The following is a 15,715-nucleotide window of genomic DNA, read 5'->3' on the forward strand; positions in this document are numbered from 1 at the left end:
CCGAGGTGATCGTCATGACCGTCCGCAGAAACGTCACTCCATGGGCTTCGGCCGCACTGGTACTCACCGCGCTGCTCGCCACGGGCTGCGCGGGACAGAAGGACAGCGCCTCCCGACCAGTGACGGGGTCCGCCTCCGCCACTCAGCACGGATACGTGGAGGGAGCACGCGAGGCTGCCGAACAGCAGTCCCGCCTGCTCCTCAACGACACCGACAGCGCAGACAGCCGCGTCCTCGACCTCATCACCGGCAAGACGCACAGGACGGCCCGGGTGGAAGGCGCCGTCCGGCTGGGCACGGACGGAAGATTCGGCTACCTGCACACCCCCGGCGGCACGCACGTCCTCGACAGCGGCGCCTGGATGGTGGATCACGGCGATCACGTCCACTACTACAGCGCGGCGATACGCGACGTCGGTGAACTGCCCGCGGGCGGCCGGTCGCAGGTGCGCAGCGACATCGTCGTGACCACGGTGACCGGCGAGGACGGGCGGACAGTTCTGTACGACCGCAGCAAACTGGAGAAGGGCAGGATCGCGTCTTCCCGGACGCTGACGGGCACCTACACCGGTGCCGTCGTACCGTACGCGGAACACCTGCTGGCGTTCGCCCAAGAGGGTGCAACGACGAAGCTCGTCGTGCTCGACCGCAAGGGCGAGCACGTCGCCTCCCCGGACGCCGAGTGCGAAGAGCCCCGGGGTGACGCCGTCACCCGGCGCGGGGTGGTGCTGGGCTGCGCCGACGGCGCCCTGCTCGTCAGCCACAAGGACGGAGCCTTCACCGCCGAGGCCATTCCCTACCCCCAGGACGTCCCACCGAACGAACGGGCCACCACCTTCCGTCAGCGCCCCGGCAGCGACACCCTCACCGCACCGGCCGGAGACGACGCCGTATGGGTCCTGGACGTCACCGACCGGACCTGGACCCAGGTGGAGACCGGGCCCGTCATCGCGGCGAACACCGCCGGAGAAGGCTCCCCGTTGCTCGTCCTGGAGACCGACGGCTCGCTGCACGGTTATGACATCGCCACCGGGAAGCAGGTCGCACGGACCAAGGCACTCCTGACGGGAGAAGACCCGGCCGGCACCAACGGCAGCGCCCCGGTGATCGAGGTCGACCGCAGCCGCGCCTACATCAACGACCCCAAGGGCAAGAGGGTGTTCGAGATCGACTACAACGACGACCTGCGCATCGCGCGCACCTTCGACCTGGACATCGAGCCGGTCCTCATGGCGGAGACCGGCCGATGAGCCGGACCAAGGCGAAACAGCGCGTACGGGTGAGCGTGGCACGGCTGCGCAGCCTGATCGTAGGCCTGCTCGCCCTCGCCACAGTCGCCGCGGCCTCCGCCTGCACCACCGGTGGGGACCAGCCGAGCATCGTCGTCACGACCAACATCCTCGGCGACATCACCCGGGAGATCGTCGGTGACGAAGCCGACGTCACCGTCCTGATGAAGCCCAACGCCGACCCCCACTCCTTCGGCCTGTCGGCGGTGCAGGCCGCCGAACTGGAGCGCGCCGACCTCGTGGTCTACAACGGCCTGGGACTGGAGGAGAACGTCCTGCGGCACGTGGACGCCGCCCGTGAGTCAGGCGTCGCCACCTTCGCGGTCGGCGAGGCGGCCGACCCGCTCGCCTTCCACACGGCCGACGACGGCGGCCCCGAGGACGGAGAAGGACAGCCCGACCCGCACTTCTGGACCGATCCCGACCGGGTCCGCAAGGTCAGTGGCCTCATAGCCGACGAGGTGGTCGAGCACGTCGACGGCGTGGACGAGCATGCGATACGCGCCCACGCCGACCGCTACGACAAGCAACTCGGCGAGCTGACCGCCTGGATGGAGAAGTCCTTCGACCGCATCCCGGAGAGCAGGCGCGCCCTGGTGACCAACCACCACGTCTTCGGCTACCTCGCCGACCGCTTCGGCTTCCAGGTGACAGGCGCGGTCGTCCCCAGCGGCACCACGCTGGCCTCACCCAGCTCCTCCGACCTGCGCTCGCTCACCGTGGCGATGGAGAAGGCCGGGGTACGCACAGTGTTCGCCGACTCCTCCCAGCCCACGAAGCTCGCCGAGGTCCTGCGCACGGAACTGGACGACCGGGTCCAAGTGGTCGAGCTCTACTCGGAGTCGCTGACCGCGCAGGGCGAGGGCGCCGACACCTACCTGCGGATGATGCGCGCCAACACCACCGCCATGACCGACGGCCTGACCGCCGGCTGACTCCCCTTACTGCCACGCACACCGGCCGACGGACCGGAACCGTCACACACCGCTGCCGCCACCGAGCGGCCCGGAAAGGAACACACCGATGAACAAGTCGATACGCAACAGAGCTCTCACGGGAACGGCACTGGCCCTGGCGGTGTCCACGGTTCTGACCGCTTGCGGAGGAGACGACTCCTCCTCCGATGCCAAGACCGAGGGCACCGCGAGCGCGACGCCCGCCGCCGCGGTCAAGGACCCGCTGGTCGCCAGCTTCGACGGCGGTCTGTACATCCTGGACGGCGAAAGCCTCAAGCCGACCAAGACCCTGCAACTCCCCGGCTTCAACCGCGTCAACCCCGCGGGCGACAAAGACCACGTCGTCGTTTCCACCGACACCGGCTTCCGCATGCTCGACGCCACCGGGCAGACCCTCACCGACCTCAAGTACAAGGGTTCCAAGCCCGGTCACGTCGTCCGTCACGCGGGCAAGACGGTGCTCTTCACCGACGGCACCGGAGAAGTCAACGTCTTCGACCCCGCCGACCTGCGCAGTGGGAAGAAGCCGGAAGGACGCACCTACGCCTCCGCCGAGGCACACCACGGTGTCGCCATCGAGCTGGCCAACGGCGAACTCCTCAGCACACTGGGCACTGAGGAGAAGCGGACCGGCGTGCTGGTGCTGGACAAGAACAACAAGGAGATCGCACGCTACGAGAAATGCCCCGGCGTGCACGGTGAGGCGGCTGCCAAGAACGAGGCCATCGCCGTCGGCTGCGAGGACGGCATCCTGATCTACAAGGATGGCAAGTTCAGCAAGGTCAACGCCCCGGACAGCTACGGCCGCATCGGCAACCAGGCCGGCAGCGACGCCTCTCCGGTCCTCCTGGGCGACTACAAGACCGACGCGGAGGCCGAGTTGGAGAGGCCCACCCGCATCTCCCTCATCGATACCGAGAAGAAGAAGCTGCGCCTGGTCGACCTGGGCACCAGCTACTCCTTCCGGTCACTGGGCCGCGGCCCGCAGGGTGAGGCGCTGGTCCTCGGCACCGACGGGGCGATCCACGTGCTCGACCCGGCGAGCGGCAAGGTTGAGAAGAAGATCCCGGCCGTGGGCAAGTGGCAGGAGCCGCTGGACTGGCAGCAGCCCCGGCCCACACTGTTCGTCCGCGACAACACCGCCTACGTCTCCGACCCCAGCGAGAAGGCGCTGCACGCCATCGACCTGGAGACCGGCAAGAAGATCATTTCAGTGACCCTACCGAAGAGCACCAACGAACTGTCGGGCGTCGTCGCCGGACACTGACCGCATCCGGTGGCCCACTGCTCCCGCTGTCCTCGCGGCCTGTCGGTCGCAAGGACAGCGGGAGCAGTCGTGAATCGCTGTCGCGGCCGAAACCGGGCTCAGCGGCCGGCCACGACCAGGGGCGTGGCGTCCGGGCGCCGGACCAGCTTCGCCAGAAGTCCGTGGCGCGGTGCCAGACACCAGGTCAGGACGAACAGACCGGTCAGCACCACGACCACCGAACCGCCCGCCGCCAGGTCGTACGTATACGAGTGGATGGTGTCATGCCAGCTGCGACCCTGGCGGGCGACCACGATCGCCGATGGTACGACGTCGGCCACGCCCGACCTGCCGGCCCGTAACTTCACCGGTGACGCTCCCGGACGTAACGGGCCACGGATTCACCTGCGTTCACACCTGAGCCGGGTTCCTATTACCTCGCAACCATCCTCGACTGCCACACCAAAGCTGTTGTCGGCTGGGCGATGGCCGGAGCACCCACAGGGCGATCGTCCGCTACATCGAGATGTTCTACAGTCAAAAATCCCTCCACTCCGGACTCGGCCACAAGGCTCCCGCAGAAGTCCACGCCGGGTACGAGGAGTTGCGGGGCAGCAGCACACGGAGAACCCTCAACACCGCTGTCCGAGAAGCGCAGGGCCCCTCGCAGGCCGCGTCACCGGTTTCGTGCAAAGATCTACAGGCCCTATCGGGCTCCACCCTGACGCAGTACCGATCCTCGGAGAACCCATGCGCCGCGCCCGCCTCCTCTCCGCCACTGTCCTCCTGCTCTGCACCGCCTGTTCCGGCGGACCGGACAGTGACTCGGGGGAGAGTGCGAAGAAGGCCGCGGATCACAGGGCGGCCGTGCGCGCCGCGATCGAGAGGACGAGCGCGGACAGTGCCCGCGTGGACGAGAAGATCGAGCTGCGGTCGGCCGGCAGCCCCACGACGTATGTGTTCGCGATCGCCGGCGCCTTCGACCTGGGGGGTGACAGGGGCCGACTCACGGTGGAGCTCAAGGACAGCGGCATGGACCCCGTCGAGGAGATCTTCGTCGGCGACACCGTCTATGTGCAGGGCTCACGGGCGGTGGGCGAGGGCAAGTGGGCCTCGGCCGTCCGGAGCGAAGCCCTGACCCGCTTTTTCCTGCGGGCGCCGCTGAACGACCCCGAGCACCTGCTCCGCCAGATGAAGGCGATGCGTCAAGTGTCGAACGAGGGCAAGGAGCAGGTGAACGGCTCCCCCGCGGTGCACTACCGGGGCACGATCGACCACGCCACCGCGACACTCCGGATGACGACGAAGACGAAACAGGGGCTGGACGACCTGCGCGAGAGTCTGGGCGACGACATGCCCGTTTACGCGGACGTGTGGGTCGACGGGAAAGGGCGCGCCGTCCAGGCCCGGCTGTCCCATTACGGCGGTATGAAGGCCATGACGACGATGACACTCTCGGACTTCGGCACACCGGTGAAGGCCGAGGCGCCGACGGCCAAGCAGGTCGTCCCCGTGACGGCGGGCGAGGACGTCCTGCTGGCCTGAGGGGGGGGAGCCCGGCGCGGGGCCCCTCAGCGGCAGTCGGACCGAAGGGGCCGGCGACGACGGGGACGACACCGCCGACCCGCGCAGCTGGGCTGGACCGACTCGCTGCGCGCCGGGACAACTTGGTGCCCCTACCTCCCCGGAGCCGACTTTCATGGTGATCCTGGACACGGGCCACCTGATCCCGCTGGACGCTCCGGCCGACCTCGTCGACGCAGTCGCCGCCTTCGCACCAGCCGCCCGACCGGTGCGTCACGGCATACCCGGACGGCGAAGCCCACCCTCACCTGGAGAGTGTTTCTCCTACAACGACCTGGACTTCAATCGCGTAGCAGACCGTTCTTGGCTCACGAACGGGCCTTCAGGCCGTCCAGGGTGAGGTCAAGCAGGCGTTCGGCCCGTGCCCGGTGTTCGGGCCTGGCCGAGGTGAGGGCGATGCCTTCGAGGGCGGCACCCATGTCGGCGGGGCTGATGTCGGTGCGAATCGTCCCGGCGGCTGCACACGCGTCCATCAGAGCGGTGACGGCGGCCTGGATCATGTCCCGACTGTGGCCGTACGGGTTGCTTCCCGCCGCGGCGATGGTACGCAAGGCGTCGGCCATGCCGAATTTGGCGGTGACGTAGTCCAGGAAGAGGCGTGTCCAAGCGCGCAGGGCTTCGTAGGGCGGCTTCGCCGCGAGCAGACCGGGGACGGCATCGCACAGCTGGGCCACCTCATTGCGGTAGACCGCCTCGATCAGCGCCTCCCGGGTGGGGAAGTTGCGGTACAGGGTTGCGCTGCCCACGCCCGCCTCTCTGGCAATGTGCTCCAGGTGCGCGTCCAGCCCCTTCTCGGCGAACACGCGTACCCCGGCCGCGAGGATCTTGTCTCTGTTACGCCGTGGGTCAGCTCGCAGCGGGCGTTGTTCACTGCCGGCCATCAGCGGTCACCATTCCCCTCTCCGGGCCCCTTCCTTCGCCGACCCCCTGCTCCCAGATCGAGTCGTCCTCCACGGCGGCCGTCCACTGCTCGCCTTGCCCCTGCTGCGCTCCCGCTTGGCAAGTAGGCTCGTATGTCCCTGCTGTGTGAGGGGCACCGTCCCCCATCCGACCAGCCAAGGAGCACCAGGCCGTGAAGGTCGAAATCCAGCCGGACGTACGCGACACCGCCGCCCGGCTCGGGGCAGACGTTCCCTACGTGCTGAAGGCCCTGGCAGGCCAGCTGGCCGACGACCCCGACATGGGCCGGCCCTTGAGGCTGCCCGGCATTTCGAGAAGGAACTCCAATCGGTGGGGGAGGGCCCTGGGATGGGTTACACACTGCAGGCGGTGATCGCAGGAGACGAACTGCTGCGTGCTGCGTCACGAGACGTTCCTGGAGCCCGAGTGGCACCTCTTCGCCAGGGCTTGTCGCTGATGCCGATGACGGATGAGGTCTTCGACGCCATCACAGACGGCAGTGCCGCCGGGAACCTGGGATTTTGGCGGCTGCCGGGAGGCTTCGAGACGCTGCTCGCTCAGTGGTCCGCCGCAGGGCCGATCGCCTATGTGGAGGCCGAGTACTTCGGGGGAGTCGGCGAGCAACGAGCCGCTGTCTGGGCTGACGGGGCATTGGTACTGGGGCCGCTGGATGCGCCGACGAAGAAGTGGCTCTCACGAACAGTCAGCCCGATCTCGCAGGCTCTTCGGCAACTCCGCGTGAGGAGGAGCCTTGGCGAGGATGAATTCGAGGCTGTGGGACTGGACCGCCATCGGAACAACGACGACTGGATCTCTTCCAACACGTCCTGAGGCCGCGGCCACGGCGGCGGCCACCACCGACGCTGACTCATCCCAGTAAACGGCCGCTGTCAACCGGAGATGAGCAGGTGCGAGCTCGGCGTGGTACGAGCGCGCTGAGCCATCAGGTGATCGACCTCGTGATCCGCCGCCGCCCCTCGCCCCTCGCCCCTCGCAACGTTCGTACCGATCTCGGACTTCTTCGACGCTGGAGAGGCTGTGCCCGGCCACTGCCCGATGGGAACGGACCTCGGGACGGCTCGCATCGGCGCCGGCGATCTGGATGCCGTGGTCGGAGCGGCTTGACCTTGACGCTGGGTCAACCCTCCATCCTTCCGCCAGGAGCTTCCTCGCAGTCGCCTGGAACAGCTCGGCAAAGGAGGCAGATGACCATGGTGGCCCAATCGATCGCCGACCCGGCGATTCGCGTACGAGGTCTGGAAAAGTCGTACGGGAAACTCGAAGTGCTGCGCGGCGTGGACTTCGAAGTGGCGCGGGGCAACATCTTCGCTCTGCTCGGCTCCAACGGGGCGGGCAAGACCACCACCGTGAAGATCCTCGCCACGCTCCTGAAGGCCGACGCGGGAACAGCCAGTGTCCATGGCTTCGACGTCGCCACGCAACCGGCGGACGTGCGGGAGTCCTTCAGTCTCACCGGGCAGTTCGCGGCCGTAGACGAGATCCTCAGCGGTCGGGAGAACCTCGTACTCGTCGCCAGGCTGCGCCACCTCAAGGATCCGGGTTCGATCGCGGTCGACCTGCTGAAGCGTTTCTCGCTGACCGAGGCCGGCACGCGGAAGGTGTCCACGTATTCGGGTGGGATGCGCCGCCGGCTGGACATCGCGATGAGCCTCATCGGGAATCCGTCGGTGATCTTTCTGGACGAGCCGACGGCCGGGCTCGACCCCGAGGGGCGCATCGAGGTGTGGCATGCCGTCAAGGAACTCGCTGAGTACGGCACGACGGTACTGCTCACCACGCAGTACCTGGACGAGGCCGAACAGCTCGCCGACCGCATCGCGATCCTCCACAAGGGTCGGATCATCGCGAACGGCACCCTCGCCGAACTCAAACAGCTCCTCCCGCCCGCCACGGTCGAGTACGTCGAGAAGCAGCCGACCCTTGAGGAGATCTTCCTCGCGATCGTCGGCGACGACGACAAGCGTGAAGCCACCGGCACGGACAAGTAGGGACCAAGGATGACCACGAGTTTCTTCGGTGACACCGCTGCTCTCACGGGGCGGACCCTGCGCCATGTCACACGCAGCCTGGACACCATCATCACGACCGTCATCACGCCGGTCGCCATGATGCTGATGTTCGTCTACGTGTTCGGCGGCGCGATCGACACAGGGTCGGTTTCGTACGTGAACTACATGCTGCCCGGCATCCTGCTCATCACCATCGCGTCGGGCATCTCCTACACCTCGTACCGGCTGTTCACCGACATGAAGAGCGGGATCTTCGAGCGATTCCAGTCCATGCCGATCGCACGGTCGGGTGTGCTGTGGGCGCATGTCCTCACCTCCCTGGTCGCCAACTTGATCTCGCTCGTGATCGTTCTGGGCGTCGCTCTGCTCATGGGCTTCCGCTCAGGGGCAGGAGTGCCGGCATGGCTCGCGGTCGCCGGCATCCTGCTCCTGTTCACCCTGGCGCTGACCTGGATCGCCGTGATCCCCGGGCTCTCCGCGGCATCGGTCGAGGGCGCGGGCGCGTTCGCCTATCCGCTCGTCTTCCTGCCGTTCATCAGCTCGGCGTTCGTGCCCACGGAGACCATGCCCGGCCCGGTGCGCGCCTTCGCCGAGCACCAGCCGGTGACGTCGATCGTCAACACGATCCGCGACCTGTTCGCGCAGCGGCCGGTCGGCGACGACATCTGGACCGCCCTCGCCTGGTGCGTCGGCATCCTCGTCGTGGCGTACGTCTTCGCGATGGCCGCCTATCGCCGGAAGATCGCCTGAGGCAGTCTGAGGAACATGCTCACCATCAGCCAGCTTGCGGCGTCCGCCGGGGTGACGGTACGGGCGGTACGCCACTACCACCAGATCGGGCTGCTGCCGGAGCCCGAACGCGACCGGTCCGGCTACCGGATCTACGACGCTGCCGCGGTCGTGCGACTGATCCGGATCCATACCCTGACAGATGCCGGCGTGCCGCTGGCCCGGGTGCAGGAACTCCTCGACGCCGGCCCGGAGGAGTTCGCCGACGGCGTCCAGGAGATCGACAAGGACCTGCGCGCCGAGGTCCGGCGGCTGCAGGCCACCCGCAAACGGCTCGTCAGACTCGCCGCCGGAGAGCACCTGGCGCTGCCGCAGAGCGTCGTGGACTACCTCGACCGGCTGCGCGCGCTCGGCGTCGAGGAGCGGTACATCGAGATGGAGAGGGATGCCTGGATCATGATCGCCGCCCAGGTGCCGCACCTGATCGACGCCGTGATCGCCAAGAAACACGAGCAGTTGGACGACCCTGACATAGTGAAGCTCTACAGCCTTCTCAGCTCGGCACTCGACTGGCCGGTCGACGATCCGCGGGTCGTCGAGGTCGCCGACGTCGTGGAGCGTCTGATGATTCGCGCCGTCGAGGCCGGCGAGGTGGGTGCTGACGGCTTCGACGACCAGTTCGTCGACCTGTTGGACTCGACCATGGTCGAGTCCTCACCGGGCGCCGAGCGGGTGGTGGCGATCCTGGAGGATCGGGGCTGGAGGGGCTGGACTCGCATCGAGCGCGTGCCTTCCGACAGGCTCAACACCGAGCTGCCGCCATCCACCAACTCCCGGCCGGCTCCGATCCGCGATCAAGCATGCTCCTGATCACGTCCCTCCCGCAGGAAGAGCTGCATCCAACGCTGGTCGGCATCAAAGTGCCGCAGCGGGGCACGGCGCCGCGTCGGCTGCGGTCCCCGCGCGAGGACGACCGGGCCCCGTGTGCCCTGCCTACTTCCAGTCGCTGCGCGAGCGGCTGCCTTCCTGTTCGTTTCGGTGCGCCGTTCCTCTACGCTCAAGGAGGTCATCAACTACCACCGGCACCGCGCTTCGCACCGACTCAGCAGGCATCCCGCCTTGACGCACCGACGTGAGATCGGGGTGGGTTCAGTGGCGGACAGATCGCGGACAGGTGCTCCCGCCCGGAGTGCGGCTGCAGGACACGGCGGAGCAACAAAACCACCGGCCCGGGCTGAAAGGCCCCAACGGGGGCACCCGGTCCTCTGCGGCACTGACGGGTGCCACTCTTCCGAAGGAAAGAGAAAACCGTGTACATAGGCCTGGGTACCATCGTCGTCATTATCATCATCATCGCCGTCGTCATGATGCTGCGCCGTCGCTGACGTCCACTCAACGCCTCGCACGGTCAGCCATGAACCACAACCGGCCATGGATCTCCGCGGCCGGGCAGTGGGTCACCAACTGCGGAGGCCGGCCACGATGGCCTGCCCCTCCCGGGTGGCGTGGACCGTGACGCGCATGCGTTGAGGTTGACCGGCGCCGGTCAGGCCGTGGCCTTCTCATGTGACTCGCGCTTCCAGAATCCGGAGAAGGTGATGCGCGACTTCGGCAGTCCCGAACGGTGCAGGTGGCGGCGGCCCTCCGTGGCGAGTGTCGACTCCCCCACGATGAAGGCATAGCCCGTCGGACGGGCCGGGACGTGCCCACGCAACTCCGCCAGTGCGGCGGCGCCAGGAACCGCGGACGGGTCGTCACGTACCACCCAGGTGATGCTCATTCCGGCCGGGGCGTCGAGGTCACGGCGGTCCCCGGCGGTCGGAATCTCCTGGATGACACGGCCGACGGCGTCACGCGGAAGGGCGCGCAGGATGCCGGCCGTGGCGGGCAGACCGCTTTCGTCGGCGACGAGGAGTACGTCGGAGGCGTCGTCGGGGCAGTCGAACAGCAATCCCTGGTCGAGGAGGGCGAGGTCCTCGCCGGGGGTCACGCCGCAGGCCCAGATCGCCGCGGTGCCCTCCGGTTCGCCGCCGGCTCCGCAGTGCACGACGAAGTCGATGTCGAGTTCGCCCGTATCGGGACGGAAGCCGGCCACGGTGTAGTTGGCGCAGTGCGCCCGCTCGTCCTCGGGAGTGGCGAGGAACGGCTTCCACCAGGTCGGTCCGGAGATCTCCGGCAGGACGAACCTCTCCTGGTGTGGTTTCCGCAGAAACAGCCGGAACCAATGGTCGTAGCCTTGCCAGTGGAACGAGGCGAGGTCGGGACCAGCCACCGTGACACGCTGCATCGAGGGTGTGTAGCGCTCACTGCGCACGACGCTGCAGCGGAACAGGCGGGGCTGCCGGGGCATCAACTCAGGGATCTTCGACACCCACTTAGGCTAGCCTAAGCTAAGTTCCAATCCAACCCGGCCGCGCGATGCGGCAGCCCCACGTGACGACGGCGAGAGGGACGGGCCGACGGGAGCGAACCCGTTGGCCCGTCCCTCTCGCAGGGCGCAAGTGCCGCGACCGGACGCTGTCCCCGAGTTCGGGGGTTGGGGCGTCACCCGTCGGCGCGTACCTGCCGCAGCACTTCCTCCAGGGTGTCCGTCGCCGCGTAGGGTTCGGCCACTCCGGCCAGCGACCAGAAGAGCAGGGCCACGCCCGTCGCTCCGGGGTCGGGGGCTCCGAGCGCGCGGTCGCCCACGTAGGCGGCGCGGCCCCGGCGGGCCCGGATGTCGGCGGTGGCCCGGGCTCCGGAGAGTGCGGCACGGGCCGTGCCTGCGTATCCCTCCCCCGCGGCCAGGGCGTCCCGGGCGGGGGCGAGCGCGTCGACCATGGTGCGGTCCCCCGGCTCCGCCTCCCCGACACGCTGGATCGCGGCCAGGCCCTCGGCGACACCCGTCCGCCACCCCTCGCGGACGTCTTCGGAGGCGGCCAGGGCCCGGGCGATCTCCTGGAAGAGCAGGCCGATGAGGGGGCCGCTGGTGCCACCGACCTCGTCGAGGAAGACGGAGGCGGCGACCGCGAAGGCAGGGTCGTCGGGCCGTTCGCCGAGTGCGTCCTCGACCCGGTCGAGACCCTCGCGCAGGTTGTCGCCGAAGTCTCCGTCGCCGGAGAGCTGGTCGAGCGCGGTCAGCGTCTCGTGTGCGGCGCGGGCGGTCTGCGCGTAGGCGCGCAGAACCAGGCGGTGGTCGAGGGTCATCGTGCGGGCTCCGTGCTGTCGAGAGACTGCGTGACGGGGAAGGCCGGGGTCCACGCGGGCGCGTGCCACCAGTCGGCCCAGCGTTCTCCTGGTGTGGTGAGCGTGAGAGAGAAGCCGCTCATGTCCAGGGCGGGGACAAAGGTGCCGACGAGCTGTCCGGCCACGCGCACACTGTTCTCGTCCAGGAAGCGGCGCACCCGGTCATGGACGGCGTACAGCTCCAGCAGAGTGGTCGCTCCGAGGCCGTTGACGAGGAGGAGGACCTCATCGGACCGCCGGGGAAGACCGTCGAGCACCTGCCGGGCCATGCGGTCGACGAGTTCCTCGAGCGCCGGACGGGTGACGGTCCGTGCGGCGCGCTCGCCGTGGATGCCCACTCCGTACTCGATCTCGTCGTCGCCGAGTTCGAAGGCCCGGCCGCCCTGGGAGGGCGAGGTGTGGGCCCTGGAGGCGACGGCCACGCTGCGCGAGGCGGCGGCGATGTCGGCGCCCAGGTCCGCGAGATCGTCAAGGCCGAGCCCCGTGTCCGCTGCCGCGCCCAGGAGCTTCTCGACGATGACGGTGGCTCCCGTGCCGCGTCGGCCCGTCGCGGTCGTCTCGTCCTCGGTGGCGAGGTCGTCGTCGACCAGGACGCGCCGCACCCGGATGCCGTCGGCCCGCAGGCGCTCCGCGGCGATACCGAAGTTGATGCGGTCCCCCGTGTAGTTCTTCACGATGTGCAGCACGCCGTCCTCGCCGGCGACGGCCCGTGACGCCTCGTAGACCTGGCGGTTGTGCGGGGAGGCGAAGACACGGCCGGGGACGGACGCGTCGAGCATGCCGCGGCCGACGAACCCGGTGTGCAGGGGTTCGTGCCCGGAGCCGCCTCCGGAGAGGAGACCGACGCGGCGCCGGGGATCCCGGACGCGGCCGGTGACGTACAGCGGGTCCTGGTGGAGGTGCAGCAGGTCGGGGTGCGCCAGGGCGATACCGCGCAGCGCGGCCTCCACGGGCGCGGTGTCGGGGAGGAAGAGGCGGGTCACGGAGTAGTGGTCCTTTCAGGTGTCGGCGTCGGCAGCGGCAGCGGTTCGGGGGTGCCGGGTTCGGCCTCCCCCGCGCCCAGCCGGGTGGCGGCGAGCGCGGACATGATCGCGACGCCGACACAGTAGGCGATCAGCCAGCCCCAGTGGCCTCCCGCGGTGGCCAGCAGGGCCGTTCCGATGAGCGGGGACAGGCCGCCGCCGAGGGTGGCGCCGAACTGCTGGGTGACGGAGAGGCCGGTGTAGCGGACGTTGACGGGGTACAGGTTCGAGAACAGTGCGCCCTGTGCGCCGTACATCGCCGCGTGGCCCACTCCGAGGCCCAGGGTCATGCCCAGAACGTACGCCCAGAACTGGCCGGTCTCGATGAGCAGGAAGAACGGCACGGCGAGAACCGCCTGGAAGAGGGCACCCGCGATGTAGACCTTACGGCGGCCGATGCGGTCGGAGAGGGCTCCGAACAGGGGCAGGGTGCAGCATTCGACGGCGCACGCGACCAGTACGGCGAGCAGGACCGGAGTCTTGTCCCGGTCGAGTTCGGTGGTGACGTAGGTGATGGCCACCACGTAGTAGATGTTGAAGAGACCGCTCTCCGCGATCTTGGCGAGGATCGAGAAGGCGACCGTGGCCGGACGCCTGGTGAAAACCTCCCGCACGGGCAGGCTCTGCACCTCGCGGTCGGCACGCATCTTGACGAATTCCGGGCTCTCGGTGATGTGGAAGCGCATCCACATGCCGACGCCGACGAGCAGGATGCTGGCGAGGAACGGCAGCCGCCAGGCCCAGTCGTCGTAGGCGCCGCCCGGCAGGGCCGCGTCGAGAATCGTCACGAGCCCCACCGGGATCAGGACGCCTGCCGGTGTGCCGATGTGCACGAGAGAGGTGAAGAACCCCTGCCGGGTCCTGGGGCTGTATTCCAGCGCCATGAGGACACCGCCGCCGTACTCGCCACCCATGCCGAGGCCCTGAACGAGCCGGATGAGGACGAGGAGGATCGGAGCGGCGATGCCGATGCTGTCGTAGGAGGGCAGCAGCCCGATGGCGAAGGTGCCCAAGCCCATCATCAGCATGGTGATGATCAGTACGTTCTTACGGCCGAGGCGGTCGCCGAAGTGGCCGAAGAGGATGCCTCCGAGCGGACGGGCCGCGTAGCCGACGAAGTAGGTGGCGAAGGCGGCGAGGGTGCCCACCAGGGGCGAGGCGTCAGGGAAGAAGATCTTGTCGAAGACCAGTGCCGCGGTCGTCGCGTAGAGGGTGAAGTCGTAGTACTCGACGGTGGTGCCCAGGGCGCTGGCGGTGACGACCTTGCGCAGGGACGCCCGGGAAGCCGGCGCCGTGGCTGGTGTGGACATGCTCGCTCCATTGCGATGGCGGCTCGAAGACGCGGTCGGTGCCGTCCTCATCGTGCGTGCGGATCGGCGGTGGCCGGAAACTGCGGTTCCGGTTACCGGGGCCCGTGGTAACATCTGATGCATCAGACATTACATCCGCATCCTGAGCGCGGCAATACGCAGGAGGACACGTGAAGGACATCCAGCTCGGCGGGATGATTTCCACCGTCGTCACGCCGTTCGACGAGAACGACGAGGTCGACCTGGATCTGCTGCGCGGCGAGGTGAAGTACCTCCTCGGCCAGGGCGTCACCGCCATCTGCGCCTGTGGAAGCACCGGTGAGGGGCAGACCCTCTCGCTGGAGGAGAGCGCGGCGATCTGCGCCACCGTCGTCGACGAGGCCGCCGGCCGGGTGCCGGTGATCGGCGGCGTCATCCAGAACTCGACCGCCCAGGCCAAGCGTTACTCGCTCGCCCTCAAGGAAGCCGGCGTCGACGCCCTCCAGGTGACGCCCGTGCACTACGTCTTCTCACCCTCACCCGAGGAGACCGTGGCGCACTACCGGGAGATCGGCGAGGCGACCGACCTGCCGATCGTCCTGTACAACGTGGTGCCCTGGGCCCTGGTCCCCGTCGACACCATCGAGCTGCTGCGGGACGTACCGCAGGTCGTGGCGATCAAGCAGTCCGGCGGCGACATGCATCTGCTCGCCGACCTGCTGCACCGTATGCGCGAGCGGTTCGTCATCCTCGCCGCACTCGACGACCTGCACTATCCGGCGTTCGTCATGGGGGCCCACGGCGCGCTCGCCGCCATCCCCACCGTCACCCCACGGCTGAGCGTCGAGTTGTGGGACGCGGTCCAGAGCGGCGACCACGCCAAGGCGCTGAGCCTGCACGAGCGCATCCTCACCGTGTGGCGCGCGATCGACGCGCCCAACCTGCCGGCGACGCTGAAGGCGGCGCTCGAGCTCCAGGGCCGCTCGCCGGGACTCCCCCGTCGGCCCTTCCAACCCGCCACCGAATCCGACCGCGCACGCATTCGCACCGCGCTCCAAGCGGCTAATCTGATCGATTAGATGTCACGTCCCACATCCTCGTGGGATCACTCCCGCGTCCTCGCGGGATCACGTCCCACGTCTTCGTGGGCGGCCCGTCAACCAGACACGAGCAGAGGGGCGATCATGGCCACCACATCGGTCCGCAACCGTCGCGGACCCCAGCCCCTCGTCGTCGAATCGATCTCGGAACAGCTGTACTCGATCCTCTGCGCACGCATCACCTCCGGTGAGTACGCCCCCGGTTCGCGCGTCGACCCGGGGGCCATCGCGGGTGAGTTCGGCGTGGGGGGGCCCCCCGGGCGCGGCCCCGGGGTGTCGCGGTTAGGGGCCCGCCCGCCCCCCCCCGCGGCCCCCACCCCAAAGCGGACGCCGCGCCTTTTCCCG

The 15,715-nt window shown here is 68.5% G+C and carries 16 protein-coding genes and 1 pseudogene; 11 read left to right on the forward strand and 6 right to left on the reverse strand.

Translation table 11 applies throughout. The features are described 5' to 3' along the window. Positions 1-14: 14 nt before the first annotated feature. The 3 genes from AB0D14_RS35520 to aztD all read left to right on the forward strand — a co-directional run bounded on the left by AB0D14_RS35520 (position 15) and on the right by aztD (position 3,512). Positions 15-1,250, forward strand: a complete 1,236-nt coding sequence (locus AB0D14_RS35520; protein ID WP_362787233.1) for a hypothetical protein — start codon at positions 15-17, stop codon at positions 1,248-1,250. Continuing rightward, positions 1,247-2,224, forward strand: coding sequence for a zinc ABC transporter substrate-binding protein AztC (gene aztC / locus AB0D14_RS35525; RefSeq protein WP_362787234.1), 978 nt, complete (start codon positions 1,247-1,249; stop codon positions 2,222-2,224). The genes AB0D14_RS35520 and aztC overlap by 4 nt, the downstream gene beginning before the upstream one ends. 88 nt (positions 2,225-2,312) lie before the next feature. Then, positions 2,313-3,512, forward strand: coding sequence for a zinc metallochaperone AztD (aztD, locus tag AB0D14_RS35530; RefSeq protein ID WP_362787235.1), 1,200 nt, complete (start codon positions 2,313-2,315; stop codon positions 3,510-3,512). A 98-nt stretch (positions 3,513-3,610) separates the two neighbouring features. Here the strand turns inward: aztD and AB0D14_RS35535 are convergent, their stop codons facing one another. Beyond that, positions 3,611-3,859 carry a hypothetical protein gene (locus AB0D14_RS35535; protein ID WP_362787236.1) on the reverse strand — a complete coding sequence of 83 codons (249 nt, stop codon included), beginning with the start codon at positions 3,857-3,859 and terminating at the stop codon, positions 3,611-3,613. A gap of 382 nt (positions 3,860-4,241) precedes the next feature. Here AB0D14_RS35535 and AB0D14_RS35540 point away from each other — a divergent pair, with 382 nt between their 5' ends. Continuing rightward, a complete protein-coding gene (locus tag AB0D14_RS35540; protein WP_362787237.1) occupies positions 4,242-5,036 on the forward strand; it encodes an LppX_LprAFG lipoprotein in 795 nt (264 codons plus the stop codon). Between the two features lie 151 nt (positions 5,037-5,187). Continuing rightward, a pseudogene (locus AB0D14_RS35545) lies at positions 5,188-5,277 on the forward strand (alpha/beta hydrolase); the annotation flags it as partial. A gap of 106 nt (positions 5,278-5,383) precedes the next feature. Here AB0D14_RS35545 and AB0D14_RS35550 read toward each other — a convergent pair. Further along, positions 5,384-5,956 carry a helix-turn-helix domain-containing protein gene (locus AB0D14_RS35550; RefSeq protein ID WP_362787238.1) on the reverse strand — a complete coding sequence of 191 codons (573 nt, stop codon included), beginning with the start codon at positions 5,954-5,956 and terminating at the stop codon, positions 5,384-5,386. A gap of 191 nt (positions 5,957-6,147) precedes the next feature. On the opposite strand from AB0D14_RS35550, the gene AB0D14_RS35555 reads away from it, so the two are divergent. The 5 genes from AB0D14_RS35555 (at position 6,148) to AB0D14_RS35575 (ending at position 9,604) form a co-directional block, all read left to right on the forward strand. Then, a complete protein-coding gene (locus AB0D14_RS35555) occupies positions 6,148-6,348 on the forward strand; it encodes a hypothetical protein (protein WP_362787239.1) in 201 nt (66 codons plus the stop codon). Then, positions 6,324-6,806 carry a hypothetical protein gene (locus tag AB0D14_RS35560; RefSeq protein ID WP_362787240.1) on the forward strand — a complete coding sequence of 161 codons (483 nt, stop codon included), beginning with the start codon at positions 6,324-6,326 and terminating at the stop codon, positions 6,804-6,806. Before AB0D14_RS35555 ends, AB0D14_RS35560 begins: the two co-directional genes overlap by 25 nt. 380 nt (positions 6,807-7,186) lie before the next feature. Further along, positions 7,187-7,984: an ATP-binding cassette domain-containing protein gene (locus tag AB0D14_RS35565; protein WP_362787241.1), complete on the forward strand. Its 798-nt coding sequence runs from the start codon at positions 7,187-7,189 to the stop codon at positions 7,982-7,984. Between the two features lie 9 nt (positions 7,985-7,993). Continuing rightward, on the forward strand, positions 7,994-8,755 hold the full coding sequence (locus tag AB0D14_RS35570; RefSeq protein WP_362787242.1) for an ABC transporter permease: 762 nt from the start codon (positions 7,994-7,996) through the stop codon (positions 8,753-8,755). 15 nt (positions 8,756-8,770) lie between these two features. Next, positions 8,771-9,604 (forward strand): MerR family transcriptional regulator, encoded by an 834-nt coding sequence (locus AB0D14_RS35575; protein WP_362787243.1) that lies wholly within the window; start codon positions 8,771-8,773, stop codon positions 9,602-9,604. Positions 9,605-10,280: 676 nt separating this feature from the next. Here the strand turns inward: AB0D14_RS35575 and AB0D14_RS35580 are convergent. The 4 genes from AB0D14_RS35580 to AB0D14_RS35595 all read right to left on the reverse strand — a co-directional run bounded on the left by AB0D14_RS35580 (position 10,281) and on the right by AB0D14_RS35595 (position 14,291). Further along, positions 10,281-11,105, reverse strand: a complete 825-nt coding sequence (locus AB0D14_RS35580; protein ID WP_362787244.1) for a siderophore-interacting protein — start codon at positions 11,103-11,105, stop codon at positions 10,281-10,283. Between the two features lie 173 nt (positions 11,106-11,278). Continuing rightward, positions 11,279-11,920 carry a DAK2 domain-containing protein gene (locus AB0D14_RS35585; RefSeq protein WP_362787245.1) on the reverse strand — a complete coding sequence of 214 codons (642 nt, stop codon included), beginning with the start codon at positions 11,918-11,920 and terminating at the stop codon, positions 11,279-11,281. Further along, a complete protein-coding gene (locus tag AB0D14_RS35590; RefSeq protein ID WP_362787246.1) occupies positions 11,917-12,942 on the reverse strand; it encodes a dihydroxyacetone kinase subunit DhaK in 1,026 nt (341 codons plus the stop codon). Before AB0D14_RS35590 ends, AB0D14_RS35585 begins: the two co-directional genes overlap by 4 nt. Continuing rightward, entirely contained in the window at positions 12,939-14,291 is a 1,353-nt protein-coding gene (locus tag AB0D14_RS35595; protein ID WP_362787247.1) for an MFS transporter, read from the reverse strand. Before AB0D14_RS35595 ends, AB0D14_RS35590 begins: the two co-directional genes overlap by 4 nt. Before the next feature lie 170 nt (positions 14,292-14,461). On the opposite strand from AB0D14_RS35595, the gene AB0D14_RS35600 reads away from it, so the two are divergent. Beyond that, the gene (locus tag AB0D14_RS35600) at positions 14,462-15,349 is read left to right on the forward strand and encodes a dihydrodipicolinate synthase family protein (protein ID WP_362787248.1); all 888 of its coding nucleotides are present in this window, start codon (positions 14,462-14,464) and stop codon (positions 15,347-15,349) included. Positions 15,350-15,715: the final 366 nt, after the last annotated feature.

It is taken from the genome of Streptomyces sp. NPDC048484, from assembly GCF_040651415.1.
Lineage (GTDB): Bacteria > Actinomycetota > Actinomycetes > Streptomycetales > Streptomycetaceae > Streptomyces.